Consider the following 26,398-nt stretch of genomic DNA (forward strand, 5'->3'; position numbering starts at 1 on the left):
AAAGGTCGTTGTCGGGGATCGATCCTGCTGTAGCCTCCTCGCCAGACCGGGTCGATAGGGTCCGGCTCGCTTTTGGAGAGTGCGCATGAAGCTCGCGAAATACATTGCCGCCGTTGCCATGTCGGTCGCCGCAATGGTATCCCTGAATACCGGCCAGGCCAGTGCCGGCGCGAGAGGCGCGGTACTCGACACGAATCAGATACTGGCCCAGGGCGATTACCTGACGACCCTGCCGCAGAGCGGCTCTCGGGCGTTCGCGATCCTGCAGGGCGACGGGAACTTCTGCGTCTACCGTGGCACCGGCCCGAGCAACAACCAGGGCGGCGTCTGGTGTTCCGGAACCTCCGGCCACTCCCAGGTTTTCGGCATCATGCAGGGTGACGGCAACTTCGTCATCTACCAGGGCACCGGCCCCGGCAACAACCAGGGCTACCTCTGGGGCACCGGCGGCCGCAGCGGCGCATCCGGCTTCTACCTCCAGCTCAACGGCACCGGCTTCGGCCACTCCAACCCGAACCTCCAGGTGGTCGGCTTCCCCGCCAGCGGCCACAACACCTGCTACTGGTCCAGCGACGGCAACTGCACCCTGGGCGGCTAGCACCCGGCGACACTCGACCGAACCGGGATTGCCTTGGGGCATCGATGATCTCATCGCGGGAGACACCCGAATAGCATCGCTACATGCGACCGCAATGGCTCATCGATCTCCACGAGGACTTCCCCGGCTCGGCCGTCGTCGCGGCGGCGCTCGGCGATGCGCTGATCGTCGAACCGCACGAAGCGATGATGGGACGGTGGCCTGAGATTCGAGAGGGTCGCACGCTGGTCGGGTACGGGACGATGGCGACGATGACGCGGCTCCGCCGAGCACCCCGGCTCGGCGAAGCGGTGTTCGATGACTATGCGGCGCTGCGTTGTTCGTCCTACTACCGGCACATGTACGACCTTCTCGGCCGCACCGCCTTCCTCGTACCGTTCGCGGCGGTTCCCGATCTACCGCTTCGGCGCATGTTCGACAGCGATCGGGTATTCCTGCGCAGCGATACGAATTACAAGCTGTTTCCGGCGGGTGTGCACACGATCGCCGAGTTGGGTGACTGGCTCCGCATTTACGATCGGCACCGCGATGAGCTCGTCGTGGTATCCGAGGTCGTGACCTTCGACCGCGAATACCGCTGCTTCTGTCGCAATGGCCGTTTCGTCTGCGGCAGCTCCTATCCGGCCGAGCCATATCTCCCTGTCCCCGATCATGTCCGGGCGTTCGCGGAGACCGCGGCGGCGCGAATGCTGGCGCAGGGCAGCACCATGGTCACCGTCGATGTCGGCGTCGACCCCGACGGCGTCCTGCGGCTTGTCGAGCTCGGCGGTGTGAACAGCTGGGGTATCTACGGGTCGGATATCGCCGACTTCATCGCCGCGATGGAGGCCGAGTCTCTCGCTCGCGCGGATGTATAGCGGGCAGGTTGTGCCCGATCGGCTGCGCGGGTTTGCTCGTGGTGGACCTACTCGTGCGCGGTGAAGGTGTTGTGGGCGGCGCGGCGGACGTCTGCGGCGGGGTGGGTGCGCAGGGACGCCAGGAGGGTGGACCAGGGTGGGGTCCAGCCGAACTTGGTGCCGCACTTGGCGATCAGGTCGACCGCTGCCAGGGCGGTGGGTGCGGTTGGGGAGGCCGCCAGGGTGGTGGCGATGTGTTGCCAGGTGGCGGTGGGGATTTCGTCGGGGAGTGCGCCGAGGCGGGCCGACAGGCTGCGGGCCGGGTAGGTGGTCAGGGCGCCGGTTGCCAAGGGGGACAGGGCTTCCACGGCCGCGATGGTTCGGTCGGGTTCGGTCCAGCGCAGGGCGGCGACGGTCAGGTCGATCGCCTGTTCGTGCCAGAGCGGGTCGGGGGTGAGCAGGGCGGTGACGCGGTCGGCCAGGGGGCGGGCGTGGTCATCGTTGCGCAGGACCGGGGTGAGCCAGTGCAGCAGGGTCGAGAGTCGTTGGCGGGCAGGGAGATCGCGGTCGGGGAAGGTATCGGCGGTGTGCGCGAGGAGCTGTTCCACGGCGGTCACGATCGCCGAGGGGTGACCCGTTCCGGCCACGTCGGCGAGCAGGGCGCGCATGGCAGCGGTCCAGAGGCCGATTTCGGACAGGTCCGTCAGGCGGGCGACCAGGACATCCCGGGTGTCGGGCGGCGACCAGCGGTACCAGCGGGTCAGAGCGCCCAGTGCTTGGCCCGCGACGCGGTGATCGGGTCCGGCCGCCAGATCGCGGAGGAAGGCGGCGAATCGAAGGCGCTGCGGGACCGGCAGCAGCGACGGGGAGATATCGAGAACCGCGCCCGCCACCTCCGGGTCGGTAGCGGCCTCGGCCAGCAGCTGCCAGGACGCGTCGCTGTCCAGCAGCCGGGCGGCGGCGAAGACGGTGGCGCGCCGGATGTCCCGGTGTACGCCCGGCCGAGCGCTCACTTCGCGAATGATCGCGGCGGCGTCGGGTGCGCGCAGGGTGGCGAGCAGGCGCACACCCTCCTTCACCGAGGTGATCTTGGGCGAATCGAGCAGGGGCGCAAGGGTTTCGCCGAGTCGCGGACGCGGCACCAGGCGGGCCAGGGTGGCGATGGAGCTCACCGCGACCCGCGCACGGTCATCGCCCACATGCCGGGCCAGCACCGCGATGGCCCGCTCGGGTTCGGTGCAGCGGCCCAGCGCAGTGAGTCCGGCCTCGGCCACGATGACGTCCTCGGACTCGGTGTACGGAAGCACGCGCGCGAAAGTCCCCGGCAGCCGACCCAATTGGCGGATCGCGTTCGCACGCTCACCCGCCGAGGCTTTCGGTGAGTGCGCATAGGCGTCCAGCAGCCCGGCGTAGCGGTCGATGTGCGCCGTCGTCCAATTGTCGAATCCCACGTGGAACATCGGCACGTAGTGAATCTTCGAGGACAGAAACCGCCCGGTGGGAGCCTTGCGCAGCAGTCCGTCGAGCAGATCGGTGCGACGCCGGGCAATGAATTCGGCCACCTCCGGCACAGTGATGAGCGAGCGATCGCGGCGCAGCATATCGTCGAGATTCGTATCGCGCCGAACGGGATCGGTCAGCGCCAATCGGGCCGCGGCGCGCACGGTCGAATCATCGGACGCCCCGCACGCGCGCAGCACCAGATCCTGCAGCCCCGGTACCGCGAACGCGCGGCGCTCCAGGCCGGCCGCCAGTGCGAGGGTCAGCTGCCACCGGTCGCGCGCGGCATCGGCTTCCAGTCGCGGCCGCAGCGCCTCGAACAGTCGCCGCTCCGCTCCGCGCGGCAGGTTCTCGCGCAATCCGTACAGGTTCAGCTGCGTCGACGTCTCGGCGAGAGTGGCCGAAATCCGCAGTGCCGCATCGGAATAGGAAGCATCCCCGGTCTGCGCACCACGTTTCAACAGCGTCCGCGCCAGCTCCCCGATCGCGCCCGAGGTGAAGTAGGACCGATCCCGCGCCTGCATGGCATCGGTGGCCACCTGTTCGAGCGCCGGGAGCTGCTCCGGCGCGAGCAATGACATGGGAATGGCGCGGACGGCCTGTAAAGCGCTGCGGCGCACCGGTTCCTGTTCATTGCGCAGTCGCCGCAGCAGCTCGAAGACCTCACCGATCACGGTACTGTCGCGGCTACCGACGGCAGCGGTCACCAGCAGCGGGTAGGCGGTGGCGCGCTCCTGCGCGGTGGGTCGCCGAATAGCTTCGGCCAGTATGGGTTTCGCCTCGGCCCAGGGCAGCCGGGCGGACAGGCGCTCGGCGACCTCCGGCACATCGGAGCCGCCCGGCCGGGCCAGCAGTTCCCGGGCGAGGGCGACGCGCACCGCACCGGGCAGGGCGTCGAGGGTGTGCAGATCGACATCCCCCGGATTCAGACCGGCGCGCATGAGAGCCGGGGTCGCGACGGCCGCGCGCCGGGACGGCGGCAGCGTCCGCAGGAACCGATACCGCTGACCGGGTGCGCAGGCCAGGTACAACTCCCCCAGTTCGGCATCGGGGGATCCCCGCATGGCCTGCCACAGCGCCGGTCCGGCCAGTCCGCGCCCATTTCCGCTGGGGTGCAACAGCAGTCGGCGCATGGCCGCCGCATCGTGCCGGGCCAGCCTGCCCGACAGCGGATGCAGCGCCGCGATGGAGACATGTTCGATGGCGAGCGCGGCCAGCGCGAGCAGCCGATCCGGGTCGTACAGCGCCGCCGTGGTCACGCTCGCGGTGAGCTGGGGCCACAGTTCCCGCCATTCATCCCGACCGGCCGCGGGCGCGCGCTCGGCCACGTAGTCCAGGACGACCCTGATGCGCGTGCGGCACAGCGCCGACCAGCTCGGCACCGCGTACGCCAGCTCCGGCAGCATCTCGGCCACCAGCGCGGGTGAGCAGTACGGCAGTAGTCGCGCGGCCTCGATATCGCCGAAGGCGGATCGCGTCGGCGGCAGCAGCGCATCGGCGAGTGCCGTGCGCTCGCCCCGGCTCAATGCCCGGACCAGGGCGCGGCGCGCGCGCTGTGACAGTCCGGGCAGTACTCGCACCACCACCTCGGGCGGGACGCCGAGCCGGACGACCGCGGTGAGCGCGCGCACGGCGCATTCCGGGTCCGGAGAATCCAATTGCCCGAGTAGATGATTCCGATGTCCCGCGATCAGGGCCAGCTGGATGGCGGTCAATTGTTCATACCGGTCCCCGCCGGACAGCTCGGTGAGCATCCGATCGAGTTCCGGGGTTCCGGCCAATCGGCGTGCCTCCCGGGCAATGGCCGACGCGCGTCGCGGCAGCGACAGCTCCGCGACTTCCTCCAGAAACCGTTTCCCCTGCGCAGTCACCCGGTCACGGTACCGCTCACCTCGGGCCGGGGCAGCCTGTCACAGTCTCAACAAAGGGGACATTCCAGATAAAAAATCCTGAATGGTATGTTTTATTCGGCCCCGATCGACCCCGGGCCGATTCGCACCAAACGCTTTCCAGATCCACCCGGTTCCAGTCCGCGCGAGCGGGCGTTTCTGCTGTTGTCCCTCCCCGCGAGAGGTTCGGCATGGCATCCCTGGGCAAGATCTGCACGTATATCGGATCGGTCACTGCCACAGTGGTTTTCGGCCTCGCGCTGACGCCCTCGGGCACGGCGACCGCGGCCGGACCGGCGGTGCTCGGTCCGGGTTCGGGTATCGCGATCGGCACCAGCGAACCCGATGAGTTCTCGCTGTGCACGCTGACCGCGATCGGCTTCGACGCCGCCAATCGCCTGGTGGGAATTACCGCCGGGCATTGCGGTGAGGTCGGCGCCCAGGTGCTCGCCGAGAATTCGATCGGCACCGGTTATATCGGCCGACTGGCCGAACTCGATTACTGGTGGGATTGGGCGGTCATCGAATTCGATCCGGCCAAAGTAATACCGGTCCGCCAAATCACCGCGAGTACGGTCGCCGGAATCGGTGCACCGCCCGGACCGCTGCAAATGGTCTGTAAGAACGGCCGCACCACCGGATTCACCTGCGGCCCGGTCTGGGAGACCATGGCCGAGGGATTCAGCAGCCACGTCTGCGCGGACTACGGCGATTCCGGTTCACCGGTGCTGGTCGGTGACCAATTGGTCGGCATGATCGTCTCCGGTCAGCCCATCAATCTGGGCAGCGTGAATCTGCGCCTGCCCTCCTGCGCCAATCCCGCGAATCCGGTGCACGAGCCCGACCTGGCCACCGGTATCGGCCATGTGCTGGCCGATATCAATGCGCACGGCGGCGCAGGCGCGGGCTTCCGATTGTTCTGAGCTACACCGCGGGCTGCTGCTGGGTGGCGCAGTGAATGCCGCCGCCGCCCTCGGCGACCGTATTGATCTCGACCTGGACGACGGTGCGGCCGGGGTGCAGATCAGCCACGATGCCCTTGGCGTGATCATCGGCCGCGCGATCGCCGAAGCGCGGCATGATGACCGCGTTATTGGCGACATAGAAGTTCACGTACGAGCTGAGGAACGAATCCCCGCGATCGCCGAGATTGCCGGGATCCGGCTCGGGCAGTTGCACGATCTCGAGTTTGCGGCCCTTGGCGTCGGTCTCGTTGCGCAGCACCTCGAACGCCTGATCGTAGGCCCGCACCCACACGTCATCGCCTTCGGGCGGCTGCGACATGATCACCACGCCCGGATCGGCGAAGCGCGCCAGCGAATCGATGTGATAGTCGGTGATGTCCTGTCCGGCAACACCTTTGACCCAGATGACCTTCGACACGCCGAACAGATCTTTCAGTGCGCGCTCGATGTCGTTGCGGGATTTGCCGGGATTGCGATTGGAGTTGACCAGCGAGCTCTCGGTGGCCATCAGCGTGCCCTCACCGTCGATCTCGATGGAACCGCCCTCACCGACGATCGGCGCGTCCACGCGCGGCAGCCCGAGCCGGTTCAACAGCGTGCCCGCGACCGCGGCGTCGCGCCGATGCTGCTGTTTATTGCCCCACCCGTTGAAATGCAGATCGACCCCGGCCAGCCCGCCCGCGCCGAGTACGAAGGTCGGCCCGGTATCCCGAATCCACAGATCGTCGGTGGCGATCGGAATCACCTCGACCCCGGACCCGCACGCCTGCTGCGCGGCATCGGCCTCGGCGGGTTCGGCGAGCAGCGTCACCGGCTCGAATTCGGCGATGGCACGGGCGATTCCGGCGATGTCATCCTGGACCGCCGGACCGTCCTGCCCCTTCCACACCGAGTCCAGCGGTGGCCAGGACATGAAAGTGCGCGCGTGCCTGGCTGATTCGGCGGGCATGCGCCACGCCCCGCCCGGCCCGGACGGCGTGGCCGAACCGGAGGACAGCAGTCCGCCGTCCTCGGGCGAACAGGCCAGAAGCGCCGCGCCGCCGACTACCGCGAGAGCGCTCGAACGAAACATCGTCCGGCGCGAGAACTCAGCCATCTTTGCCCCTATCCAGGTCGAATCACCTGACTAACATTTTGGTCAGCTCAGACGGTAACAAGCCTAGTTGCTGTTCAGCTACCGCGCGCGGGCATGAGGAATCCCACCCGCCGGGCTCACGAAAACCTCATGGAATCTGATCTAAATTTCAGTCAGATTCCACCATTGGGTATCCACGGAACCCAATCTGACCAGGAGAGATCGTGACCACCACCGACCCCCGAGGCATACGGGCACTATTCGACAATGAGGCGAGATTGTCATGGGTGCTTGCGGCGCTGGCCGGACTGATCGGCGCGGCCGCCTTCACGCATACCTCCGGCTACTTCGTCACCTTCATGACCGGCAATACCGAACGCGCGGTACTCGGCTGGTTCGACGAACAGGGTGAGATGGCCGCCGCCGCAGCGCTATTGCTGACGTCATTCCTGACCGGCGTGGTGGTCGCGTCCTGGTGCCGCCGCCGCTTCTGGTCCGGACATCCGCACGGACCGACCCTGATCACCACGCTGAGCCTGGCGGCCGCGGCGGGTATCGACGCGATCAGCTACGCCGCCGCCGATATCGCCACCATCGATTTCGTCCCGATCCTGTTCGTGGCGTTCGGCGTCGGCGCGCTCAATACCTCGTTCGTGAAGAACGGTGAGGTGTCGGTGCCGCTGAGCTATGTCACCGGCACACTGGTCAAACTCGCGCAGGGCATCGAACGCCATCTCAGCGGCGGCTCCTGCGCCGATTGGCTCGGCTATTTCCTGCTGTTCGCGGCGTTCGCGACGGGCGCGCTCAGCGGCGGATTACTCAGCCTGCTGGTCGCGGGCTGGGCCATGCTCATCACCGCCGCCGGGGTCTGCCTGCTGGTGACCTGCTACACGTACCTGCATCTGGATCGGCACGGCCCGCTGGAGTCGGCGTGAAAACCGTTCACCGGCACGATGTTTCGCACCTATTCGCCGAGTTCGGCGAGCAGTGCGCCGCGCAGCAGTTTGCGGGCCTGCTCCAATTCCAGGGTGCCGCTGAGCCAGCGCATGCTGAGCCCTTCGACCAGTGCGGTGAGGCGTTCGGCGGCGTCATCGGCGGCCACCTCGGGGCCGATGGTGCCCTGCGTCTGGGCGCGGCGAATGAGTTCGCTGTTGAAATCGGTCCAGCGGGCCGAGGCGGCGCGCAATTGGTCGCGGAGTTCGGGCTGGAAGACCGCCGAGGCCCGCAATTCGCCCCAGGCGCTGCTGTTCTCGACCACGACCGAGGAGTCCTGCAATTCGCGCAGCAGCGCTTCGCTGAGATGGCCGCGGGGATCGGTTTCCGGATCGGCCGCCACATCGGTGTACTGCTCGGCGCGCGCGGTGACGAAGTCGAGCGTGCTGGAGACCAATCCGGCGCGGTCCTGGAAGTGGTAGTAGATCAGGGCGGTCGAGACCCCGGCCTCCTTGGCGAGTTCCTCCACCCGCAGGCCGCGAATGCCACGCTGGGCCACGACCCGGACCGCGGCCTCCATTATCTCGGTGCGACGACGAGACATGCTCTCTCTCCACTGTTCTGAACTCGGACGACAGTACAGCCTACCGTACGATCTTGACTGAATATTTGGTCAACCAGCAAGAGGAGACCCCATGTTCGACCAGTCCCCCACCGGCCGCCGGCTCGGCGCGGAATGGGAAAGCCATAACCGCACCTTCATGTCCTGGCCCGCACTGGAGTCGGTCTGGAAACGCGATCTGCGCTATATCCGGGACGATATCGCGCGGGTGGCGCGGGCCATCGCCGACTACGAATACGTGGTGATGCTGGCGCGCCCGGATCAGGCCGATGCCGCACAGCGCGCGTGCGGACGGCATGTCGAGGTGGTGCCGCTGCCGGTGGACGATCTGTGGGCGCGCGATACCGTGCCGGTCTTCGTCGAACAGCAGGGCATCGTGATCGGCGTCGACTTCAATTTCAACGGCTGGGGCAATAAGCAGGTCCACGACAATGACGCGTTCGTCGCACGGAATCTGCTGTACCAATTCCAGATTCGCGGTGAGCAGGCCCCGCTGATCGCCGAGGGCGGCTCGTTCGAGACCGACGGACAGGGCACACTGCTGGTCACCGAGAGTTCGGTGTTCAATGCCAATCGCAATCCCGGGAAGGACCGGGACCGGATCGACTTCGAACTGAAGCAGACCCTCGGCGTCACCAAGGTGATCTGGCTGGCCGGGGTGTACGGCGAGGACATCACCGATGCGCACGTGGACAGTCTGGTGCGTTTCGTCGCGCCCGGAGTTGTGCTGCTGGACAACGCGTTTCCCGGCACACCCGCCGACTCCTGGTCGCGGGCGGCGGATCAGGCGCGCATGGTGCTGAGCAATTCCACCGATGCGATGGGGCGGCCGTTGCAGATCATCGATCTGCCGCAGCCCGATCCCTACAAGATCACCGGTGCGGACGACGATATGGTCACCACCTACGCCAATTTCTATATCGCCAATGACGCGGTCTTCCTCCCCGAATTCGGTGATCGCAAGGCGGACCGGCGCGCCCGGGACATCCTCCAGGAGCATTTCCCGCAGCGCGATATCGTGCCGGTGCGCATCGACATCATCGCGGCGGGCGGCGGTGGAATCCATTGCTCCACACACGATCTGCCCGGACGGCCCGCGGACTGAACCACGACCCTCATCCGGTGACCAGTGCGGGTGTACGGCGACTCGGTATCCATCCCGGGCGCGGCACGCTGTCCAGAAGGGCGCGGGTATACGGGTGCTGGGGACTGCCGAGCAGTTCCTCGGTCGGCCCCTGTTCCACCACCCGCCCCTGCGCCATCACCAGGCTGTACTCGGTCACCTGTCGCACCACCGCCAGATCATGGGTGATGAAGACGTACGAGATACCGGTCGCCGCACGGACATCCGCGAGCAGATTCAATACCTGCGCCTGAATCGACACATCGAGCGCGGCGACCGCCTCGTCCAGCACCAGGACTCGGGGGTTCGCACCGAGCGCCCGCGCGATGGCGACCCGCTGACGTTGCCCGCCGGACAGTTGCGCGGGCAGCGAGGCCAGCAGTCGTTCATCGAGTGCGACCATGTCGGCGAGTTCCTCCACCCGCGCCCGCACGGTCGCGGGCGTACCGGACTGGTGCAGTGCGACCGCTTCGGTGAGCGCCTGCCGGACGGTATGCCGCGGGTCGAGGCTGGAATACGGGTCCTGGAACACGATTTGGGCTTCACCGGCGCGTTTGCGCCGGGCGCGAGTGGAGCGAGACGGCTGTGAACGATCGTTGCCGCAGCAGCTGATACTGCCCGAACTGGGGTGTTCCAGGCCGATCACCATGCGCGCGACCGTCGTCTTCCCGGATCCGGATTCGCCGACGATGCCGAGCGACGATCCGGCGGCCAATTCGAAACTGACATCGTCGACGGCGGTGAACGTGCCGAACTGTTTGCTCAGATTGCGCACGCTCAGAACGGATTTCGTCATGCCGGTGTCCTCTTCAGGTCGAGTCGCAATTCCGTGCTGTGCAGGCAGCGCACCGATCCGGTCGGCTCGGTGTGCAGTGCGATCGGGCCGGATGCGGTGCAATCGTCTTGCCGATGCGGGCAGCGGTGCGAGAAACCGCAATTGAGATCGGCCTGCCACGCGCCGATGGGCTGTCCGGGGATGACGGCCAGCCGGGCGCTGGGATGCTCCAGATCGGGCCGCGCCCGAGCCAGCGCCGCGGTGTAGGGATGCAGCGGATCATGGTGCAGCCGTTGCGATGTCTGCGTTTCCACGATCTGACCGGCGTACATGACCGCGGTCCGATCGCATACCGCCGCCGCCAGATCGAGGTCGTGTGTGATGAACAGCAGGGCGACGCCCGAATCCCGGCGCAGCTCATTGAGAATCGCCATGACCTCGGATTGGGTGGTGACATCCAGGGCCGTGGTGGGTTCATCGGCGAGAATCAATTTCGGCTTGCCGAGCAGGGCCGCGGCGATCATGACGCGTTGCAGCATGCCGCCGGACAGATCACCGGGATACTGCCGCATGCGGCGTGCGGTATCGGTAATGCCAACGGCGGTAAGGACTTCCTGCGCCTGCCGGGTCGCGGTGCGCCGATCCACCCGGGCCACCGAACGCAGCTGTTCGGTGAGGAAATCCCCGATCCGGCGCACCGGATTGATGGCGATGCGCGGATCCTGGAAGATCACCGCCATATCCGCGCGCGCCCGGCGCAGCGGTTCCCCGCGCAGTGCGAGCAGTTCGTGTTCGCCGAGCCGGATCGCACCCGTGGCCACCGCGCGATCGGGGAGCAGGCGCGCGACGGCCTTGGCGGTCATGGATTTTCCCGCACCGGATTCACCGACGAGGCCGAGCGCCTCCCCGCGTTCGATGGTGAAGGAGATATCGCGCAGTACGGTGCGCTGTTCGCCCTGTGCGGACAGGGTCACGCCGAGCTCACGCACGGTGAGCAGCGGGTCGGCTGAGTTCATCGCGGCTCCTTGGTATACCGGTCATTGAGGCGCTCGCCCAGGATGTTGAAGGCCACCACCACCAGCACCAGCACGGTGCCCGAGACCAATGACTCGGCCGGATAGCCTTGGAGCACACCGGTTTTGCCTTCCGAGGCCATGACGCCCCAATCCGCCTGCGGCGGTTGTACGCCCAGGCCGAGGAAGGAGATGGCGGCCAGATCCAGTGCCGCCCAGCCGAACAGGATGGTGGACTGCGCGACCAGCAGGGCGGCGATATTCGGGGCGATATGGCGTACGCAGATGGTCCAGGCCGAACACCCTTGTACTTCGAGGGCTTCGATATAGGGCAGCGATCGTTCGCGCAGTGCCGCGGCGCGCACGATCCGCACCACGTACGGCGTGTACGCCACGGCCAGCGCGATGGCCGCGGACCATTGGCTCGGCCCGGCGATGGCCGCGACCAGGACCGCGAGCAGCAGTCCCGGGAACGCGAACACCAGATCCGAACCCGAGGAGATGGCATTGTCGACCCAGCCGTGCCGCCAGCTGGCCACGATCGCCAGCACGGTCCCGGCCAGCATGGCCAGCGCGATGACGATGAGCGCGCCCAGCATGGACGAGCGCGCACCGACCAGCACGCGCGAGAACAGGTCGCGCCCTTGGGAATCGAAGCCGAGCAGATGTCCCCCGCCGGGACCGATGAAGGCATTGGTGAGATTGCTCTGATTGGCCGGATAGGGTGCGAGCAGCGGTCCGAAGACCGCCACCACCGCGGCCAGGATGATCACCACCGCGCTCGCGTAGCCGAGCCAGCCGATGCCCGAGAACTTGCGCAGCAGGGTGCTGCCCGGGCGGGTCAGGGTGAGGGTCATCAGCTCGCCGCCGTTCCGAGCGCCACGCGCGGATCGAGCCGCGCGAACAGCAGATCGACCAGGGCGTTGATGATCACGAATCCGGCCACCATGAGCAGTGAGATCGCCTGCACCACGGCGAAATCCTTGCTGGCGGCGGCTTTGACCAGGGCCGAGCCCAGACCGTTGAGGCTGAACGCCTCCTCGACAATGGAGACCAGCACGATCAGGGTGGCGATGGTCAGCCCCGTCACGGTCATGATCGGGATGGAGGCGTTGTGCAGCACATGCCTGCGCAGGATCGCACCGCGCGGAATGCCCCGGCTGATCGCGGTCTGCACCCGTTCGCTTTTCGCCTCGGCCCGCACCGAGGCCCGGGTCACCCGGGCCACCAGTGCGAGTGAGGAACTGGCCAACGCTATCGCGGGCAGGGTGAGATGCCACAGCTGATCGGAGAAGCCGTGCCCGTCGCCCAGGGCCGGGAACCAGCCCAGGTTGACGGCGAACACGCTGATCAGCAGTAGCGCCGCCACGAACGACGGCAGCGCCGCGAGCACCGTGGTGACCAGCAATGCGATGGTGTCGACGATGCCCGGTTTGAGCGCGCTCACGATACCGATCCCGATGCCCGCCACGATCACGATGAGCGAGGCGTACCCCACCAGCTCGATACTGGTGGGCGCACGCTGCGCGATGAGCGTTCCGACATCCTGACGACTGGTGGTGGAATATCCGAAGTCGCCGTGCAGCGCCGAGCCGAGCCAATGCCAATACCGCTGCGGCAGTGGCTCGTTCAGGCGGTAGCGCTCCTCCAGGATCGCGCGCGCCTCCGGGGTGATCTGGCGGCCGCCGGTCAGCACCGAAATCGGGTCTCCCGGTGCGAGATACAGCGCACCGTAGATTGCGATGCTCGCCGCGAACATGGTCGCGAACAGCAGGGCGAGCCGCCGGAGCAGGAATCTGGCCATATCAGCTCCCCGCACCCAGCATGGCCAGCACCGGGGATTGCATGTACGCGAACGAGGTCGGCGCACCGGTGAGCTTATTGCTCAGCACCAGGCAGGTGACCGGGTGCGCGACCGGAATCCAGGGCAGCTCCTGCATGAGGAGTTTGTCCACCTCGACCATATCGGTGGCGCGGCGGGTCGGGTCCGCCTCGGCGCGGGCCTTGTCCAGCCAGTCGGTGATGGCGGGATTCTCATAGCCGGAGTAGTTCTGATTGCCTTGCGGCAGCACATATGTCGCGATCAGTGCGGCGGGATCCGCGTAATCGCCGTAGGTCGTGGTGCTGAACGCGTCGACGCCCGCCCGCGCCTTCGGATCGGTGAAGAAGTTGATGTAGTTCTCCGGGGAGACATTGAGCAGCTTGGCATTCAGGCCGATGGTGTTGGCGACTTCCAGCCAGGCATTGGACATGGTCGCGACCGTGGCCATACCGGAGGAGGTGCCGATCACCAGCGGTTTACCCTCCGCGCCCGCCTCGCGGATGAGGCGTTTGGCCTCGTCCAGATCCCGTTTCACCTCGGGTGCGGCCTTCCAGGCGGCGCTGAAGACATCCTTGGCATAACCCCAGGTGCCCGGATTGGCGGACAGGCGGGGCTCCAGGGCATTACCGGCGTACACGGCATTGATGAAGCTGCGCCGATCGAACGCCAGTGACAGTGCGCGCCGCACCCGGACATCGCCGAGCACGCCCGTCAGGTTGGCGGGGATGAGGAATTCGCTTTCCAGGGTCGGGCCCATATGCACGGAAACCCCCGCGGTGCGCTGGAGTTGGGCCAGGTTCGAGGTATCGGTGACATAGCTGCCGTCGATCTCGCCGGTGGTGAGGCCGGTGGTGAGGGTGGCCGCGTCCGAAACGCCCCGGAAGGTGACCTCTTTCGTCAGGGGCTTGAGGCTGGAGTCCCAATAGTTCGGGTTGGCGGTCACTTTCAGGGTGTCGCCGGAGGTCCACTTGGACAGCCGGTACGCCCCGGTGCACATGGTGCCCGCCTCCGGAGTGCCGAATTTCGCACCGGCGCTCTCGGCGAACGCCTTCTCGATCACGATGCCGGGCATGGCCGAAAGTTCGCCCGGCAGCCAGTAATCCGGCTTGGTGAGGTTGATGGTGACGGTGCCCGGACCGGTCGCGGTAATGGAGTCGACGCGGTCGAAGACGGTGCCGTAGAAGCCGCCGAGTGCGGGATTGCGATGGCGTTCGAGGCTGTAGACGACATCGTCGGCGGTGAGCGGTTTGCCATCCCAGAAGGTGACGCCGGGGCGGATGGTCAGCGCCAGCTGGGTCGGGGTGACGTAGCGATAGTCGCTGGCGAGTCCGAATCCGATACTGCCGTCCGGCTTTTGGCGCAGTAGGGCATCGCACATGGTGGCGATGACGGTGTTCTCCGGATAGTCGAAGGCGGTGGCCGGATCGACGGTGGTGGGGTCGCGGTACAGCGCCCAGGTGGCGGAGTCCACGCCCTTGGTGGCGGGGGTGGTGGTGGACGGGAGATTCAGCAGCGCGGCGGCGTCGGGGGCGGGCGGGGTGGCCGACGGCACCCGCCCGCCGCAGCCGGTGACGACGGCGGCCACGCATAAGGCGACCAGGGTGGCGCGGATTCGACTGTTCGTGAGCATGGTCGGAACCTGTTTTCGATCTGGGGCGGGTGTGTCAGGGAGTTCCGGGCAGGGGCGAAACGGGTGCGGTGAGAACGGCATACGCGTCCGGGCGGCGGGTATCGAAGAAGCCGAAACCGAGCCAGTCGCGGCGTTGATCGAGGTCCAGATCGGCGACAAGTACGGTGTCTCGATCGCGCGGGGCGCGGACCAGGGTGCGGCCGTAGGGGTCGGAGATGAAGGACGAACCGTAGAAGGTGAGTCCGTCCTCCGCGCCGATGCGGTTGATCACCACCATGAAAGTGGCGTTGGCCAAGCCGTTTCCGGTGATCATGCGGTGCCACAGCGGTTCGGTGTCGAAATCCGCCGGTTCGGGTTCGCTGCCGATGGCGGTGGGATAGACCAGGATTTCCGCACCGCCGAGCGAATAGGCGCGGGCGAGTTCGGGGAACCACTGGTCCCAGCAGGTCGGGAAGCCGAATTGTGCTCCGGCAGCGGTGATTACGGGGTAGCCGGTATCGCCGGGTTCGAAATAGTGGTCCTCGTGATAGCCCGGAAAGGCGGGGATGTGGATCTTGCGGGTGCGGGCGTGCAGGGTGCCATCGGGGCCGACCAGGATGGCGGTGTTGTAGCCGCGACCGGTATCGCTGTGCTCGTAGAGCGAGGCGTGCACGTAGACACCGTTTTTCACGGCTTGTTCGCGGGCGAAGGCGGTCGTCGGGCCGTCCGGGATGTGTTCACGGTGGGCGGGTGCGTCGGGGCTGTCGGGGACGGTGGCGAAGTAGGCGCTCAGGGTGAGTTCCTGGAGGCAGACGACCTGTGCGCCGAGATCGGCGGCGCGCTTGATGCCTTCGGCCAGAACGGCTTTGTGCTCGTCCGGATCCGGGTGCCAGCTGGTCTGCACCGCGCCTATGCGCAGGGCGGGCCGGGTGGTCGGGGTCCGGCGTGCGGGTGAGGGCAGGGTTTCCTCGACCGCGGTCACGGTGACGAAATGTCCGTCATCCTCGGTGTGCTGCACGGGCATTCGATCGCAGTCGCTCATCGGGTGACCCCCGCGGCCGGGATCTGCTGGGTGATGCAGTGCACGCCGCCACCGCCGTAGGCGACGATATTGCCCGGTACGCCGACGATTTCGCGATCCGGGAAGGCTTTGGCGAGCACCTCCAGGGCTCCGCCGTCGAGCTCGTGCTCGCCGATCGGCACCACCACACCGCCGTTGGCGACATAGAAGTTGGCGTAGGCGACCATGGTCTCGGTGCCGTCGGGCAGCGTCTTGATCGGGAACTGCGGCAGTTCCAGGATCTCGAACGACCGGCCCGCCGCATCGGTGCTCTCCCGCAACACCTTCAGATTCGCGGCCATCCGCTCGAAATCGGGCAGCGCCGGATCCTCACAGGTCTGCGCGATCACCACGCCCGGCCGCACATAGGTGCATACGCCGTCGACGTGCCCGTCGGTGTGCGCGTCATCGAAATGCCCGTACGGCAACCAGATGATCTTCGTAATCCCCAGCCGCGCTTTCAGTTCCGCCTCGATCTGCTCCTTCGTCATCCCCGGATTGCGATTCGGATGCAGCAGGCACTGTTCGGTGGTGATGAGCGTCCCCTCCCCATCCACCGTGATCGAGCCACCCTCGAGAATCATGTCCGAGCCGAACCGCTCGATCCCGAGCGTCTCCAGCACCCGCGCACTGATGGTCGCGTCCTGGTCATAGGGCAGAAACCGCTCCCCCCACGAGTTGAACCCGAAATCCACCGCGGCCCGATTCCCCTTCTCGTCCAGCACGATCAGCGGCCCCGAATCCCGCAACCAGGAATCATCGATCCCCAACTCGACCACCTCGACCCCGTCCCCACACGCGGCCCGAGCCTCGTCCCCCTGCCCCGGATTGGCGATCATCAACACGGGTTCGAACCGCGCGATGGCATCCGCCACCGCCGCATACTCCGCCTTCGCCTCCGCGAAGTACGGCCCCCACAAACTCTCCCTGGTAGGCCACCCCATCAAGCACCGCTCATGCGGCGCCCACTCGGCCGGCATCCGATACGTCGTTCCCTCATCTGTGGTCTGCGTCATGCCGACAAACGATAAACTGACTAAAAAATTAGTCAAGACCTGAGCCCAGATTTAACCCCGCCGAGACATCGGCCCCCAGGTCCGGCCGATCCCGAGACGCCCGAGATCAGCCGGATCCCACACCCATGTCCGAATTATTCGTCGAAATCCTCCTGATCAGACGCTATTTGCGGGAATCCCTCCAAGGCCCGCAACTTCTCAGTCATGCTCGTGAGCAGCGCCTGCGACTCATCGCTCAGGTTGAACGCTCGCGCCGACAAACGCCGCAAGCCATACTCCTGAAGTTGCGACATCAACTCGAGATCGTGGTCGACCTTCGCCCGATAGGCCGCGTTGGTGAAGTAGCGGGGCTTGACCTTGAAGAACTTCGCCAACGCCGCCACGGTTCGATCGGGAAGATCGGTCCGCTGGCCCGACCTGAGCTGCGCGAGATACCGCATGCTCATCGGATGCCCGGCCGCGGTGAGCGCACCGCACACTTCACCGGCGGTATACAGCCCGCGGCCGGGAGAACGCACCATCTCGAAGAGCCTGTCGAGGTTGCGCGGGAAGGAGTCCCAATCCACCGCGTCGAGAGGTGAATCATGGTGCGAGACATCGAGCATTCCGGTCTCCACCGCAGATTTGAGCCGATCGAATCCCGCATCGACATCGAATACGGCAGCGGCCTTCAGCTCATCGAGACCGGCCTCGACGTCGAAGTCGAAGGCGGGTTCCGAATCGGCGAGATAGCGGTCCAACTCGAGGAAGCACGCGACCCAAGACACCTCGGGCTCCAGCGGGTTCATCCGGCAGCACCTCCCGCCATCCCCTCATCACGGCGATCCAGGGCCGCCGCCATTTTCTTTCTGGCACGTGAGCGATGTGTGCGGACGGCGCGGGTGCCCGGGACGGGCATGATCATGGACTGCATGCTGTGCAATATCTGAGTTGTCGTCACACCTTGTAGTCGCAGGACGTACGAGAATCTTGAGATAACCAGTTCAGAACACTTCTGGAGCCATCGCTCCCAGTGTTCACGCTCCGCGAGAGGGGATCTCAGCTACCGACTCGCATGCGCGGTCTGCCGGTGCCGCACGAGGGAATCATGATTGAAATCAGGACAATTCGCGCACGTTCACGCATAGACTTTCGGCGAGAACACGTTTCAATTCAATACGGAGGCAACCATGGGCAGGTTCGAGCGCACCGAGTTGGAGGAGGCGCTGCGGAATTACAACGCGGTGGTCGACAAGTGTTCGGAGACAGGGGATTGGAGTCCGTTCGCGGATCTGTTCACCGAGGATGTCGAGTACATCGAGCACGCCTACGGCATCTTCCACGGGCGCGAGGAGGTGCGCGGTTGGATCGTCGATGTGATGGCCCCGTTCCCGCATATGCGGTTCGAGCATCAGTGGACGGCGTTCGACGAGACCAATGACGCGATCGTGGTGGGGATCAGCAATGTGCTGGACCATCCCACAGATCCGAACGCGCACTTCGGGTTTCCGAACGTCACCCGAATCGTGTACGCGGGCAACGGACTCTTCTCCTCGGAGGAGGACGTCTACAACCCGGTCCGAGACGCTCCCCGCGTGGTGGGTGAATGGGCGAAGGCCGGCGGCACCTTCCGCACCGCCCCGATTCGCGAGATGAAACATATCGTCGCGCCCAAAGGGTGATGGGCGGAGCAGGTTTCGCTGATCTCGGCCCGCGCCGGGGTCAGCTGCCGCCACCCCCGCCGCAACCACCACCTCCGCAGCCGCCTCCCCCACCACCGCAACCACCCCCGCCGCTGCAACCTCCGCCGCCCCCGCAGCCGCTGGAACCGCCCGAGCCGCCGTCGCTGGTGCTGCCTCCGCCGTCGTAACCGCCGCTCCCGCTAGAGCTTCCGCCCGAACCCCCGCCGCGTTGTCCCGCGTTCCAGGCATTCGAATTGCCGCCGTCCGCGCGATCCCACATCCAGTAGACGCTGCCCGCGATGGCGAGGATGCACAGTACATCGACACCACTGCCGCCGTCCGCCAGTGATGCGAGTATCCAGACTCCGAAGACAACCCCGACTATTAATCTCCCCATAACTCCAGTGAACGGCCGAGTGTCCTGCCGCGCAATGAATTACGGGGCGGGGAATTCCGGTCCGGAAAAGATCACGGGTCTGTACAGTTTTCGGCACGTCGCGCATTCGGATTCTCGACTCGCCGGCGATCGGCGGGCGCGACGCCTCGACGATCGACCTGAGGACGAGCCATGCCGAACCACCGTGTATCCCCCGGTTCCCTCTCCGTCACCGATCTGCTTGATGTGGCCGAGATCCAGTGTCCCAGTAGCCATCGCGCGGATTCCTTCACCACCGGGCGGTTTCGCGCGGTGGCCGGGATCGCGGTAGCGGCGGGGGCGCTATTGACCGCGGGGGCGCATCTCACGCCCGCCGTGGCCAATGCCGCGCCGGTCACGCCCGCCGATGAGGAACCGGCCGATGTCGCCGAAACCACGCCCGCCCCAGTACAAGTCACGCCACCGGCGACCATCGCCACACCCTTCGGACTGGTCGGGCTCGCACCCGAGATCGCCGCACCGCTGGCGCAGGCCGAACAGTTCATCAGGGATATCCAGCAGCAGGTGGTCGACGCACAGCAGCAGGCGGTGGTCGACACCCAGCAGCAGGTGACCGATGTGCAGGAGCAGGTGGTGCAGGTGCAGCAGCAGGTGATCGCCTCGCTGCCGATCACGCCGTCCATACCGCTCGCACCCGCGCCCGCGCCCGCCCCGGCACCGGCGCTGACCATCAGCCCCACCGTGCTGCCGGTGGTCGGCGGTCAGATCAGTTCCGGATTCGGCAATCGATGGGGCGAATTCCACTACGGCGTCGATATCGCCGACCCCATCGGCACCCCCATTCGCTCGGTCATGAGCGGCACGGTCCTGGAGGCGGGCCCCGCCTCGGGCTTCGGCCAATGGGTCCGGGTCCGGCAGGACGACGGCACCATCGCGGTCTACGGCCACGTCAACGATATGTACGTACAGGCCGGTCAGCACGTGAACGTCGGCGACATCATCGCCTCGGTGGGCAATCGCGGCCAATCGACCGGCCCACATCTGCACCTGGAGATCTGGGACACCGACGGCACCAAGATCGACCCGGTGGCCTGGCTCGCCGGAAAAGGCATTCTGATGCAGCAGCATTGGGGCGCCGACTGACCGGCGCCCACCGCTGAGTCGACGCGGTTCACGCGACGATCGCCACACAGCAGGTTCACAGGGCACAGGAACGGGCATCACAGTTCCAGGAGCCAACATGTGAGGATGGGTGCGGCGATCGAGTGCCGAGGTCCAGCCGGGAAATCGGCCGGAATATGAGTACTGCCACGGAGATTCAGCAGCCCGCCGCCGAGATCGGCGGCGGGCGGCGCAAACGGCCGTATCTGCATCAGGTGGATCTGTTCCGAATAATCACCTTCTGCTGCGTCATCATGGTGCACACCATCAGCAGCGTGAACGATGCGGGCAGCGTGGCAGCCAATGCGGCGCTGGCGCTACTGCACTTCACCCGGTACGCCTTCTTCGCGCTGACCGGTTTCGTGCTGATCTACCAGTTCGGGCAGGAGTCGCTGCGCGCGCGGAGCTTCTGGCCGCGGCGCTTCGCGCTGGTCGGCATTCCGTATGTGCTGTGGTCGGTGATCTACTGGGCCTATTCCATCCATCTGGGCCAGCTGCACGGGTCGGTGAACTGGCTGCTCAGCCGCCTCGGTCTGGATCTGCTGTTCGGAACGGCCTACTACCATCTGTACTTCCTGCTGGTCACCATGCAGGTGTACCTGCTGTTCCCGCTGCTGCCGAAACTGTTGCGGCGCACCGAGGGACGGCATCGCTGGTTGCTGGCGGCGAGTGCCGTCGTGCATGTGCTCGTGCTGTGGACCCTCGCCTATCCGCCGTTCGACGGTGGTCTCCCGGCGCAGATCTGGATGCACGTGTACGCCACAGTTCTTCCGTACCAGTTCTTCACGCTGCTGGGCGCGCTCGCGGCCTGGCATATCGATGCCGTGCACGCCTTCCTGCGCGAGCACACCCGCTTGATCGTGGCGGCGGTGCTGGTCATCGCGGTCGCGGCGGAGGGCGAGTATCAGCTCGCGGTGCACGACGGACAGGTGGCATGGGTGGCCTCGGACGTCTTCCTACCCGAACGCACCCTCTGGTTCATCGCCATCACGGTGGGGCTGTATCTGCTCGGTACGCGCTGGGCCGACCGGCGGCAACAGCACGACCGGCTCGCCAAAGTCGTTCGCTACGGCGCGGACCGATCATTCGGCGTCTTCCTGATTCATCCGTTCATGCTCGAACTCCTCACCCCCGTACTGCTGCCGCTGGCCCCGTCGATCGGCCGTTTCTGGCTGACGATCGTGCTGTATCTCGGCGTCGTCGCCGGCTCCCTGGCCGGTACGGCGGTCCTGCGCCGCAGCCCGGTCAGCCTGTGGCTCACCGGTAGACCCATGCTGCGCACCGATCCGGCCGCACTGGTGCCACCGCGTTTCCGCGTCCACTCCGACGCCTGATGCCCGCCTCCTCGATCGAGGAAGGATGACGGTTATGCCTCGGAACGGTGGAGGTGTGGCCTGTCGCCGCGCCGAATCGGCGGGACTGCCGCATGCTGACGGACGGTCGTGCACAGGGCGAAGGGAGAAGACCGGTGGCATTGCGACGTCGCGAGCTGCTGATCGGCTTCGCCGGTGCGAGCGGGTTGACGCTGACCGCCTGCGCGGGTGACCAAACCCCGCCCGCCCCACCGAAACCCGCGGTGATCCGCTTCGATCCGGTCGCCGAGGCCCATGACGTCGACGCCCGCAAACCCGGTACGGTCACCGTCACCGATGGCGAACTGCGCAGCGTGGAATGGCTCGATGAAACCGGCCGGGCGCTGCCGGGCACGCTGTCACCCGATAAGCGCAGCTGGATCAGCGCCGAACCACTCGGCTACGGCCACACCTACACCGCGAAAGCCGTGGCACACGGTGCGACCGGCGAGGTGAACGCCGCCGCGAATTGTTCGACGGTGACCCCCGATCACCTGATCGACTTCTCGCTGGGCTCGCAGAATATGGTCGACCTCACCGAAAACGACACCTACGGAGTCGGTTTCGTAATCCTGGCGCATTTCACCGAAGCGGTCGACCGTGCGGCCGCCGCGGCACGCCTGAAGGTCACCACCGAACCCCCGGTACCCGGAGCCTGGTACTGGCTCGACGATCGCAACGCGCACTGGCGGCCGGAGTTCTACTACGCGCCCGGCACCCGGGTCACCATCGCCGCCGAACTCTTCGGCGCGGATCTGGGCGGTGGCGGATTCGGCCTGCGCGATCAACGGATTTCGGTGCTCATCGGCCCCGCGCACGTGGCCATCGCCGATGACAACACCAAGATGATCGATGTCTTCGAGAACGGAAACCTGGTGCGCAGCATGCCCACCTCGATGGGTATGGGTGGCACGTCGATGGTCGGCGGTCGCCTGCTGTCGTTCTGGACCCGCCCCGGCACCTATACCGTGCTCGATCGCCAGCATCCGGTGATGATGGATTCCTCCAGTTACGGCCTGCCGACCAATTCCGGTCTCGGCTATCGCACCAAGATCGACCATGCCGTCCGCATCAGCCACGACGGCATTTTCGTGCACGCGCTCGCGCAAAGCATGTGGGCACAGGGCAATACGAATGTCTCGCACGGCTGCCTGAACATCTCCCCCGATGACGCGGCCTGGTTCTTCGACTTCGTCATCCCCGGCGATGTGGTGGAGGTCCGCAATACCGGCGGCGATCCCCTCGATATCTGGCAGAACGGCGACTGGAGCATTCCATGGCCGCAGTGGCAGCAGGGCAGCGCACCCGCCTGACCTGACCTGCGGTATGCATTTCGATTCCCATCCGGGCGCCGGAGGGTCGCGGTAGCCTTTTCAAAGCTGTTGTTTTCAAACAGCTTTCGGCAAATGGTCGCGCGGCGAATATCGATTCGCCCGCGCGGGGACCGATTTGCGTCTGCTCGAATTCCTTTCCGCGACAATGCCGTCCGCGGCTCCCTCCTGCCCATCAAAGGATAGGAACATGTCACAAGCGCGTTCGAATCAATTGCGGTTGCTGGCTCCGGACCAGGAAATCACCCTCGATGCGGTGGTGAACGGCCTGCTCACCGGGGCCGCCACCGGCGTACCGGAGTATCTCGTCGACGATATCGTCGCGGTGCGCGCCGCGAGCACGCTCGGCCGGGTGCGCATTCCCGGTGATGGCGGCGTCATGCTCGACGGATTCGCCGCACGGCCGCTGCTCGGCGGTCCGCATCCGCTCATCGTCCTGCCCGCCGGATTGGATCCGACCGGTTGGAAAATGTACTCCGGAGCCATTATTCGGCTGCTCATGCGCGGATACGCGGTGGTTGCCTATACCGAGCGGGGCCTGCCCGAATCGGAGGGTGAACTGACCGTCGCCGGTCCCGAGGATGTCGCGGACGGCCGCAGCGTGATCGATTGGGCACTGGAGAATGTGCCGGATGTCGATCCGGAGCGGATCGGCATGGCGGGCATCTCCTACGGTTCCGGTATCAGCCTGCTGGTCGCCCAGGCCGATGAGCGGGTCAAAGCCGTTGCCGCACTGAGCACCTGGGCGGATCTGGGTGAGGCGCTGTACGACAATTCGACGCGGCATATCGCGGCGGCGGAAGTCCTGGCCGCGATCAGCGATCGGCCCAGCAGCGAATTGCTCAAGGTGCTGGAGGATTTCCGCGCGAATACCAATATCGATCAGGTGCTGGAATACGCCGCGCAGCGCTCCCCCGCCCGACTGCCCGATACGCCCCGGCCGGTACCGACGTTGTTCACCAGCTACTGGCACGAGACGATCTTCCCGCAGAATCAACTGCTGGAATATTTCGACCGCTATCCCGGCCCCAAACGCCTCGACCTCGCGGTGGGAGACCATGGCGCGGTGGAGATTCCGGGCCTGCTGCTCGGGGTGTACACCCGCACCACCGAGGCCGCGTACGACTGGTTCGACCACTATCTGCGGGGCGTGGACAACGGTATCGACAGTGACGGCGGCGTGCACACCGAGACCATGCACAGTTTCACCGCGACCGCCGCCCCGGATCTGTCGTCGTGGTCCCAACCGGCCCGCCGCTACTACCTCACCGCACCCGCGGCCGGATCCCCCGACGGCACACTGACTTCGGAGCCCCCGTCGAATTTCAGTCAGCGTATCCAGCAGGGCGATCCGCAGGTCCAGGCCGTCGGCCAGCTGGTCATGGACGGTTTTCGTGAACGCCTGCTGATGCCCCGGCGTCAGCAGTTCGCCGAGGTGGACCGCACCGCCGCCGCAGTCTGGTCGACCCCCGAGTTCGAGGGCCCGCAACGTCTTTCGGGTTTTCCGGAAGTGGCGCTGACCCTCACTCCATCCGGTGACGCGGTCACCCTGATCGCCTACCTGTTGGATCTGGATCCGTTCACCGGCACCATGCGGATCATCACCCACGCCGCCACCACGGTCGACAACCGGCAACCCGGCCAGGCGACGGATGTGCGAATCCGCTTGCAAGCCACCGACTATCAGATTCCACGCGGACACAAAATGGTCCTGATCACCGATACCCGCGATGATCTCTACGCCGGTGCCGACCAGTCCGATACCGGTGGCACCGTCACGCTGTCCGGCTCGGCCTACCTGGATATCCCCGCCGGTTCATAGCGACCGTATTCGTTCCCGGGCCCCGCGCTCCCGGTCGGGTTTCGACCGGGAGCGGGGCCCCACCCGGCGCGGCGGGGAGTTCGGGAGGTTATTTGACGCCGATGGGCGCGCCGAAGAATGACGCGATGGTGTCGCCGAATGTCTGTGCGAGCAAGGACAATCCGGCGGGGTTGAGCGCCATCAGGCCCGCTTCGGAGGTGCTGCACCCCGGTGCGGCCGGGATGCCGTTGAGGCGATCACGCAGCCACAGCAGTGCGGTCGCCGAACCGGAGACCTCGGTGGTGACGTGTTCGGCGAGATGTTCGCGGGTGTACTGGACCTGGGCGGCGGGGTCCTTGCAATAGGTGTCGACCAGGGTGTTGACCGGGCCGACCGGGATCAACTCATCCGGATTGCCCTGCCAGATGAACATCGGCATGGCCGGGGTGGCCTTACCCATCCGGGTCTTGTCGAGGGTGGCCTGAACCACCGGGTTGCGCATCGGATCGCCCTCCGGGACGCGCAGCAGGCCCTTCATATTCAGGAACGGGACCAGTGCGGTGTTGTACTGCACGCACATTCCGCCCTTGACCGTCGCCAGAGCCTGTCCCAGTGGATCGAGGTCGCGGTTGAGCAGTTGGCCGAATTCCGGGTACTCCCGACCTATGCCCAGCACCGCGGCCATGATCATGCCCGACCACGCCTGACCGTTGCCGTTATCGAGCACCGGGCCGAAGTCGGCGGGCACACCACCCTCGGCGGCGGCGACGATATTGAGTTCGGGTGCGTAGCTCTGCTTCAGCTCGGCGGCGTGCCCGGTGGCGATGGCACCGCCGGAGTAGCCGTACATGGCGATGCGGGTATCGGGTGCGAGTCGCATCGGCTCGAAATCACGGGCGGCGCGGATTCCGTCCAGGGTGATTCGACCGGCGAGCGGGCCCGCCGCGAAAGCGTTGTCGGGCCCCTGATGATCCGGAATGACCACGGCCCAGCCCTGCTGCAATTCGGCCTGCGCGATCACGAATTCCAGTGGGGCGACGATCTGTCCGACGAAGGTCGCAGCGGACCACTGCTGTACCGCATACGACGGTGAGCAGTAGGCGGCGAGGGAGTCCTCGGCGATCTGCATCGACACCAGTTTGTCCGGTGCTGAGCCGCGCGGTTTGAGCACCGTCGCGACCGCGGCGATCGGTTCGTCCCGGCTGTTGTTCGACCGGTAGGACACCTGCCAGGCATCGACATTGACCGGAATCAGCCCGGCGTTGGCGACATTGACCTGTCGCGCGGCGATGATCTGGCCCGGGGCCTTGGATGCCACGAGTTCGGGCGCGGGTCGGTAGAAACCCGGATCCAGTTCGGGCGGAAGGGGGATCGCGGCCGCGGGTTGCACCGGGACCGTCCCATCCGGTTCACCGACGGCCTCCGCGGTAGTGACGGTTGCCGCCAGGGCGATTATCGCCACACCCACGACGGCCAACCGGCGAGACATCGTCGTCCGCAGGTTCATTCAGACTCCATCCAGCTCCAATGTGAGACCACACCGACTCACACGGCTGCGAGGTTAGCCCCATCACACCGCGGGCGCAAGACCTGTCCGGGACAGTCAATCATTCGACCCCTGCGGCTAACCGATAGCGACCTCGACCGGGATGATTTCTGTGAAACATCCTTCTTCCATAAAAGTCGTGAGCTAAGTTCACGACTACGCCGGACAGTCGGCGACAATGAAGTCGGAGGACATCGTGGAATTTCTTGGCTCTATCGCCGGACTCGCACAGATGGTGATCGGCACCATCCTCGCTAACACTGGTTCGGGTGGTTCCGGCTCCGGCTGGTGATCTTGACGGTTCGGCTCGCCGTGCGCGAGCCGAACCAATCGG

The 26,398-nt window shown here is 66.1% G+C and carries 22 protein-coding genes; 10 read left to right on the top strand and 12 right to left on the bottom strand.

The features are described from left to right. The first annotated feature begins 85 nt into the window (after window positions 1-85). Together ACFC0O_RS04245 and ACFC0O_RS04250 are read left to right on the top strand one after the other, a co-directional pair. Window positions 86-598 (top strand): hypothetical protein, encoded by a 513-nt coding sequence (locus tag ACFC0O_RS04245; protein WP_375953698.1) that lies wholly within the window; start codon window positions 86-88, stop codon window positions 596-598. Between the two features lie 83 nt (window positions 599-681). Next, entirely contained in the window at window positions 682-1,455 is a 774-nt protein-coding gene (locus ACFC0O_RS04250) for an ATP-grasp domain-containing protein (protein WP_375953699.1), read from the top strand. A 47-nt stretch (window positions 1,456-1,502) separates the two neighbouring features. On the opposite strand, the gene ACFC0O_RS04255 is transcribed toward ACFC0O_RS04250, so the two are convergent. Then, window positions 1,503-4,805 carry a hypothetical protein gene (locus ACFC0O_RS04255; RefSeq protein ID WP_375953701.1) on the bottom strand — a complete coding sequence of 1,101 codons (3,303 nt, stop codon included), beginning with the start codon at window positions 4,803-4,805 and terminating at the stop codon, window positions 1,503-1,505. Window positions 4,806-5,014: 209 nt separating this feature from the next. On the opposite strand from ACFC0O_RS04255, the gene ACFC0O_RS04260 reads away from it, so the two are divergent. Beyond that, window positions 5,015-5,746 carry a peptidase S1 gene (locus ACFC0O_RS04260; RefSeq protein WP_375953703.1) on the top strand — a complete coding sequence of 244 codons (732 nt, stop codon included), beginning with the start codon at window positions 5,015-5,017 and terminating at the stop codon, window positions 5,744-5,746. Between the two features lies 1 nt (window position 5,747). On the opposite strand, the gene ACFC0O_RS04265 is transcribed toward ACFC0O_RS04260, so the two are convergent. Further along, window positions 5,748-6,884 carry an agmatine deiminase family protein gene (locus ACFC0O_RS04265; protein WP_375953705.1) on the bottom strand — a complete coding sequence of 379 codons (1,137 nt, stop codon included), beginning with the start codon at window positions 6,882-6,884 and terminating at the stop codon, window positions 5,748-5,750. A gap of 203 nt (window positions 6,885-7,087) precedes the next feature. On the opposite strand from ACFC0O_RS04265, the gene ACFC0O_RS04270 reads away from it, so the two are divergent. Continuing rightward, entirely contained in the window at window positions 7,088-7,798 is a 711-nt protein-coding gene (locus tag ACFC0O_RS04270; protein WP_375953707.1) for a YoaK family protein, read from the top strand. 29 nt (window positions 7,799-7,827) lie between these two features. Here the strand turns inward: ACFC0O_RS04270 and ACFC0O_RS04275 are convergent, their stop codons facing one another. Beyond that, a complete protein-coding gene (locus tag ACFC0O_RS04275; protein ID WP_375953709.1) occupies window positions 7,828-8,400 on the bottom strand; it encodes a TetR/AcrR family transcriptional regulator in 573 nt (190 codons plus the stop codon). Window positions 8,401-8,491: 91 nt separating this feature from the next. On the opposite strand from ACFC0O_RS04275, the gene ACFC0O_RS04280 reads away from it, so the two are divergent. Then, the gene (locus ACFC0O_RS04280; protein WP_375953711.1) at window positions 8,492-9,523 is read left to right on the top strand and encodes an agmatine deiminase family protein; all 1,032 of its coding nucleotides are present in this window, start codon (window positions 8,492-8,494) and stop codon (window positions 9,521-9,523) included. Window positions 9,524-9,533: 10 nt separating this feature from the next. On the opposite strand, the gene ACFC0O_RS04285 is transcribed toward ACFC0O_RS04280, so the two are convergent. The 8 genes from ACFC0O_RS04285 to ACFC0O_RS04320 form a co-directional block, all read right to left on the bottom strand. Further along, window positions 9,534-10,337 (bottom strand): ABC transporter ATP-binding protein, encoded by an 804-nt coding sequence (locus tag ACFC0O_RS04285; RefSeq protein WP_375953713.1) that lies wholly within the window; start codon window positions 10,335-10,337, stop codon window positions 9,534-9,536. Further along, complete coding sequence (locus ACFC0O_RS04290) at window positions 10,334-11,332, bottom strand: ABC transporter ATP-binding protein (protein ID WP_375953715.1); 999 nt, start codon at window positions 11,330-11,332, stop codon at window positions 10,334-10,336. Before ACFC0O_RS04290 ends, ACFC0O_RS04285 begins: the two co-directional genes overlap by 4 nt. Continuing rightward, a complete protein-coding gene (locus tag ACFC0O_RS04295) occupies window positions 11,329-12,186 on the bottom strand; it encodes an ABC transporter permease (protein WP_375953717.1) in 858 nt (285 codons plus the stop codon). The genes ACFC0O_RS04290 and ACFC0O_RS04295 overlap by 4 nt, the downstream gene beginning before the upstream one ends. Beyond that, a complete protein-coding gene (locus ACFC0O_RS04300; RefSeq protein WP_364632136.1) occupies window positions 12,186-13,133 on the bottom strand; it encodes an ABC transporter permease in 948 nt (315 codons plus the stop codon). The genes ACFC0O_RS04295 and ACFC0O_RS04300 overlap by 1 nt, the downstream gene beginning before the upstream one ends. Window position 13,134: 1 nt before the next feature. Next, window positions 13,135-14,781 (bottom strand): ABC transporter substrate-binding protein, encoded by a 1,647-nt coding sequence (locus ACFC0O_RS04305; protein ID WP_375953720.1) that lies wholly within the window; start codon window positions 14,779-14,781, stop codon window positions 13,135-13,137. 34 nt (window positions 14,782-14,815) lie between these two features. Continuing rightward, window positions 14,816-15,802, bottom strand: coding sequence for a nitrilase-related carbon-nitrogen hydrolase (locus tag ACFC0O_RS04310; protein WP_375953722.1), 987 nt, complete (start codon window positions 15,800-15,802; stop codon window positions 14,816-14,818). Next, on the bottom strand, window positions 15,799-16,836 hold the full coding sequence (locus tag ACFC0O_RS04315; RefSeq protein WP_375953724.1) for an agmatine/peptidylarginine deiminase: 1,038 nt from the start codon (window positions 16,834-16,836) through the stop codon (window positions 15,799-15,801). Before ACFC0O_RS04315 ends, ACFC0O_RS04310 begins: the two co-directional genes overlap by 4 nt. Before the next feature lie 134 nt (window positions 16,837-16,970). Further along, entirely contained in the window at window positions 16,971-17,357 is a 387-nt protein-coding gene (locus ACFC0O_RS04320) for a transcriptional regulator (protein ID WP_375955927.1), read from the bottom strand. Window positions 17,358-18,005: 648 nt separating this feature from the next. Here ACFC0O_RS04320 and ACFC0O_RS04325 point away from each other — a divergent pair. The 5 genes from ACFC0O_RS04325 to ACFC0O_RS04345 all read left to right on the top strand — a co-directional run bounded on the left by ACFC0O_RS04325 (window position 18,006) and on the right by ACFC0O_RS04345 (window position 24,539). Then, a complete protein-coding gene (locus tag ACFC0O_RS04325) occupies window positions 18,006-18,497 on the top strand; it encodes a nuclear transport factor 2 family protein (protein ID WP_375953726.1) in 492 nt (163 codons plus the stop codon). A gap of 568 nt (window positions 18,498-19,065) precedes the next feature. After that, window positions 19,066-20,016 carry a M23 family metallopeptidase gene (locus tag ACFC0O_RS04330; protein WP_375953728.1) on the top strand — a complete coding sequence of 317 codons (951 nt, stop codon included), beginning with the start codon at window positions 19,066-19,068 and terminating at the stop codon, window positions 20,014-20,016. A gap of 155 nt (window positions 20,017-20,171) precedes the next feature. Next, window positions 20,172-21,368 carry an acyltransferase gene (locus ACFC0O_RS04335; RefSeq protein WP_375953729.1) on the top strand — a complete coding sequence of 399 codons (1,197 nt, stop codon included), beginning with the start codon at window positions 20,172-20,174 and terminating at the stop codon, window positions 21,366-21,368. Between the two features lie 134 nt (window positions 21,369-21,502). Next, window positions 21,503-22,699 (top strand): Ig-like domain-containing protein, encoded by a 1,197-nt coding sequence (locus tag ACFC0O_RS04340; protein WP_375953731.1) that lies wholly within the window; start codon window positions 21,503-21,505, stop codon window positions 22,697-22,699. A gap of 208 nt (window positions 22,700-22,907) precedes the next feature. Then, a complete protein-coding gene (locus tag ACFC0O_RS04345; protein ID WP_375953733.1) occupies window positions 22,908-24,539 on the top strand; it encodes a CocE/NonD family hydrolase in 1,632 nt (543 codons plus the stop codon). An 88-nt stretch (window positions 24,540-24,627) separates the two neighbouring features. On the opposite strand, the gene ACFC0O_RS04350 is transcribed toward ACFC0O_RS04345, so the two are convergent. Next, the gene (locus tag ACFC0O_RS04350) at window positions 24,628-26,025 is read right to left on the bottom strand and encodes a lipase family protein (protein ID WP_375953735.1); all 1,398 of its coding nucleotides are present in this window, start codon (window positions 26,023-26,025) and stop codon (window positions 24,628-24,630) included. Between the last annotated feature and the right edge of the window lie 373 nt (window positions 26,026-26,398).

It is taken from the genome of Nocardia sp. NPDC056100 (assembly GCF_042266325.1).
Taxonomy (GTDB): domain Bacteria; phylum Actinomycetota; class Actinomycetes; order Mycobacteriales; family Mycobacteriaceae; genus Nocardia.

Coding starts and splice junctions, on each gene's coding strand:
- ACFC0O_RS04245 (WP_375953698.1), top strand. CDS start 86: ATGAAGCTCGCGAAATACATTGCCGCCGTTGCCATGTCGGTCGCCGCA.
- ACFC0O_RS04250 (WP_375953699.1), top strand. CDS start 682: ATGCGACCGCAATGGCTCATCGATCTCCACGAGGACTTCCCCGGCTCG.
- ACFC0O_RS04260 (WP_375953703.1), top strand. CDS start 5,015: ATGGCATCCCTGGGCAAGATCTGCACGTATATCGGATCGGTCACTGCC.
- ACFC0O_RS04265 (WP_375953705.1), bottom strand. CDS start 6,884: ATGGCTGAGTTCTCGCGCCGGACGATGTTTCGTTCGAGCGCTCTCGCG.
- ACFC0O_RS04275 (WP_375953709.1), bottom strand. CDS start 8,400: ATGTCTCGTCGTCGCACCGAGATAATGGAGGCCGCGGTCCGGGTCGTG.
- ACFC0O_RS04280 (WP_375953711.1), top strand. CDS start 8,492: ATGTTCGACCAGTCCCCCACCGGCCGCCGGCTCGGCGCGGAATGGGAA.
- ACFC0O_RS04285 (WP_375953713.1), bottom strand. CDS start 10,337: ATGACGAAATCCGTTCTGAGCGTGCGCAATCTGAGCAAACAGTTCGGC.
- ACFC0O_RS04290 (WP_375953715.1), bottom strand. CDS start 11,332: ATGAACTCAGCCGACCCGCTGCTCACCGTGCGTGAGCTCGGCGTGACC.
- ACFC0O_RS04295 (WP_375953717.1), bottom strand. CDS start 12,186: ATGACCCTCACCCTGACCCGCCCGGGCAGCACCCTGCTGCGCAAGTTC.
- ACFC0O_RS04300 (WP_364632136.1), bottom strand. CDS start 13,133: ATGGCCAGATTCCTGCTCCGGCGGCTCGCCCTGCTGTTCGCGACCATG.
- ACFC0O_RS04305 (WP_375953720.1), bottom strand. CDS start 14,781: ATGCTCACGAACAGTCGAATCCGCGCCACCCTGGTCGCCTTATGCGTG.
- ACFC0O_RS04310 (WP_375953722.1), bottom strand. CDS start 15,802: ATGAGCGACTGCGATCGAATGCCCGTGCAGCACACCGAGGATGACGGA.
- ACFC0O_RS04315 (WP_375953724.1), bottom strand. CDS start 16,836: ATGACGCAGACCACAGATGAGGGAACGACGTATCGGATGCCGGCCGAG.
- ACFC0O_RS04320 (WP_375955927.1), bottom strand. CDS start 17,357: ATGGTGCGTTCTCCCGGCCGCGGGCTGTATACCGCCGGTGAAGTGTGC.
- ACFC0O_RS04325 (WP_375953726.1), top strand. CDS start 18,006: ATGGGCAGGTTCGAGCGCACCGAGTTGGAGGAGGCGCTGCGGAATTAC.
- ACFC0O_RS04330 (WP_375953728.1), top strand. CDS start 19,066: ATGCCGAACCACCGTGTATCCCCCGGTTCCCTCTCCGTCACCGATCTG.
- ACFC0O_RS04335 (WP_375953729.1), top strand. CDS start 20,172: ATGAGTACTGCCACGGAGATTCAGCAGCCCGCCGCCGAGATCGGCGGC.
- ACFC0O_RS04345 (WP_375953733.1), top strand. CDS start 22,908: ATGTCACAAGCGCGTTCGAATCAATTGCGGTTGCTGGCTCCGGACCAG.
- ACFC0O_RS04350 (WP_375953735.1), bottom strand. CDS start 26,025: ATGAACCTGCGGACGACGATGTCTCGCCGGTTGGCCGTCGTGGGTGTG.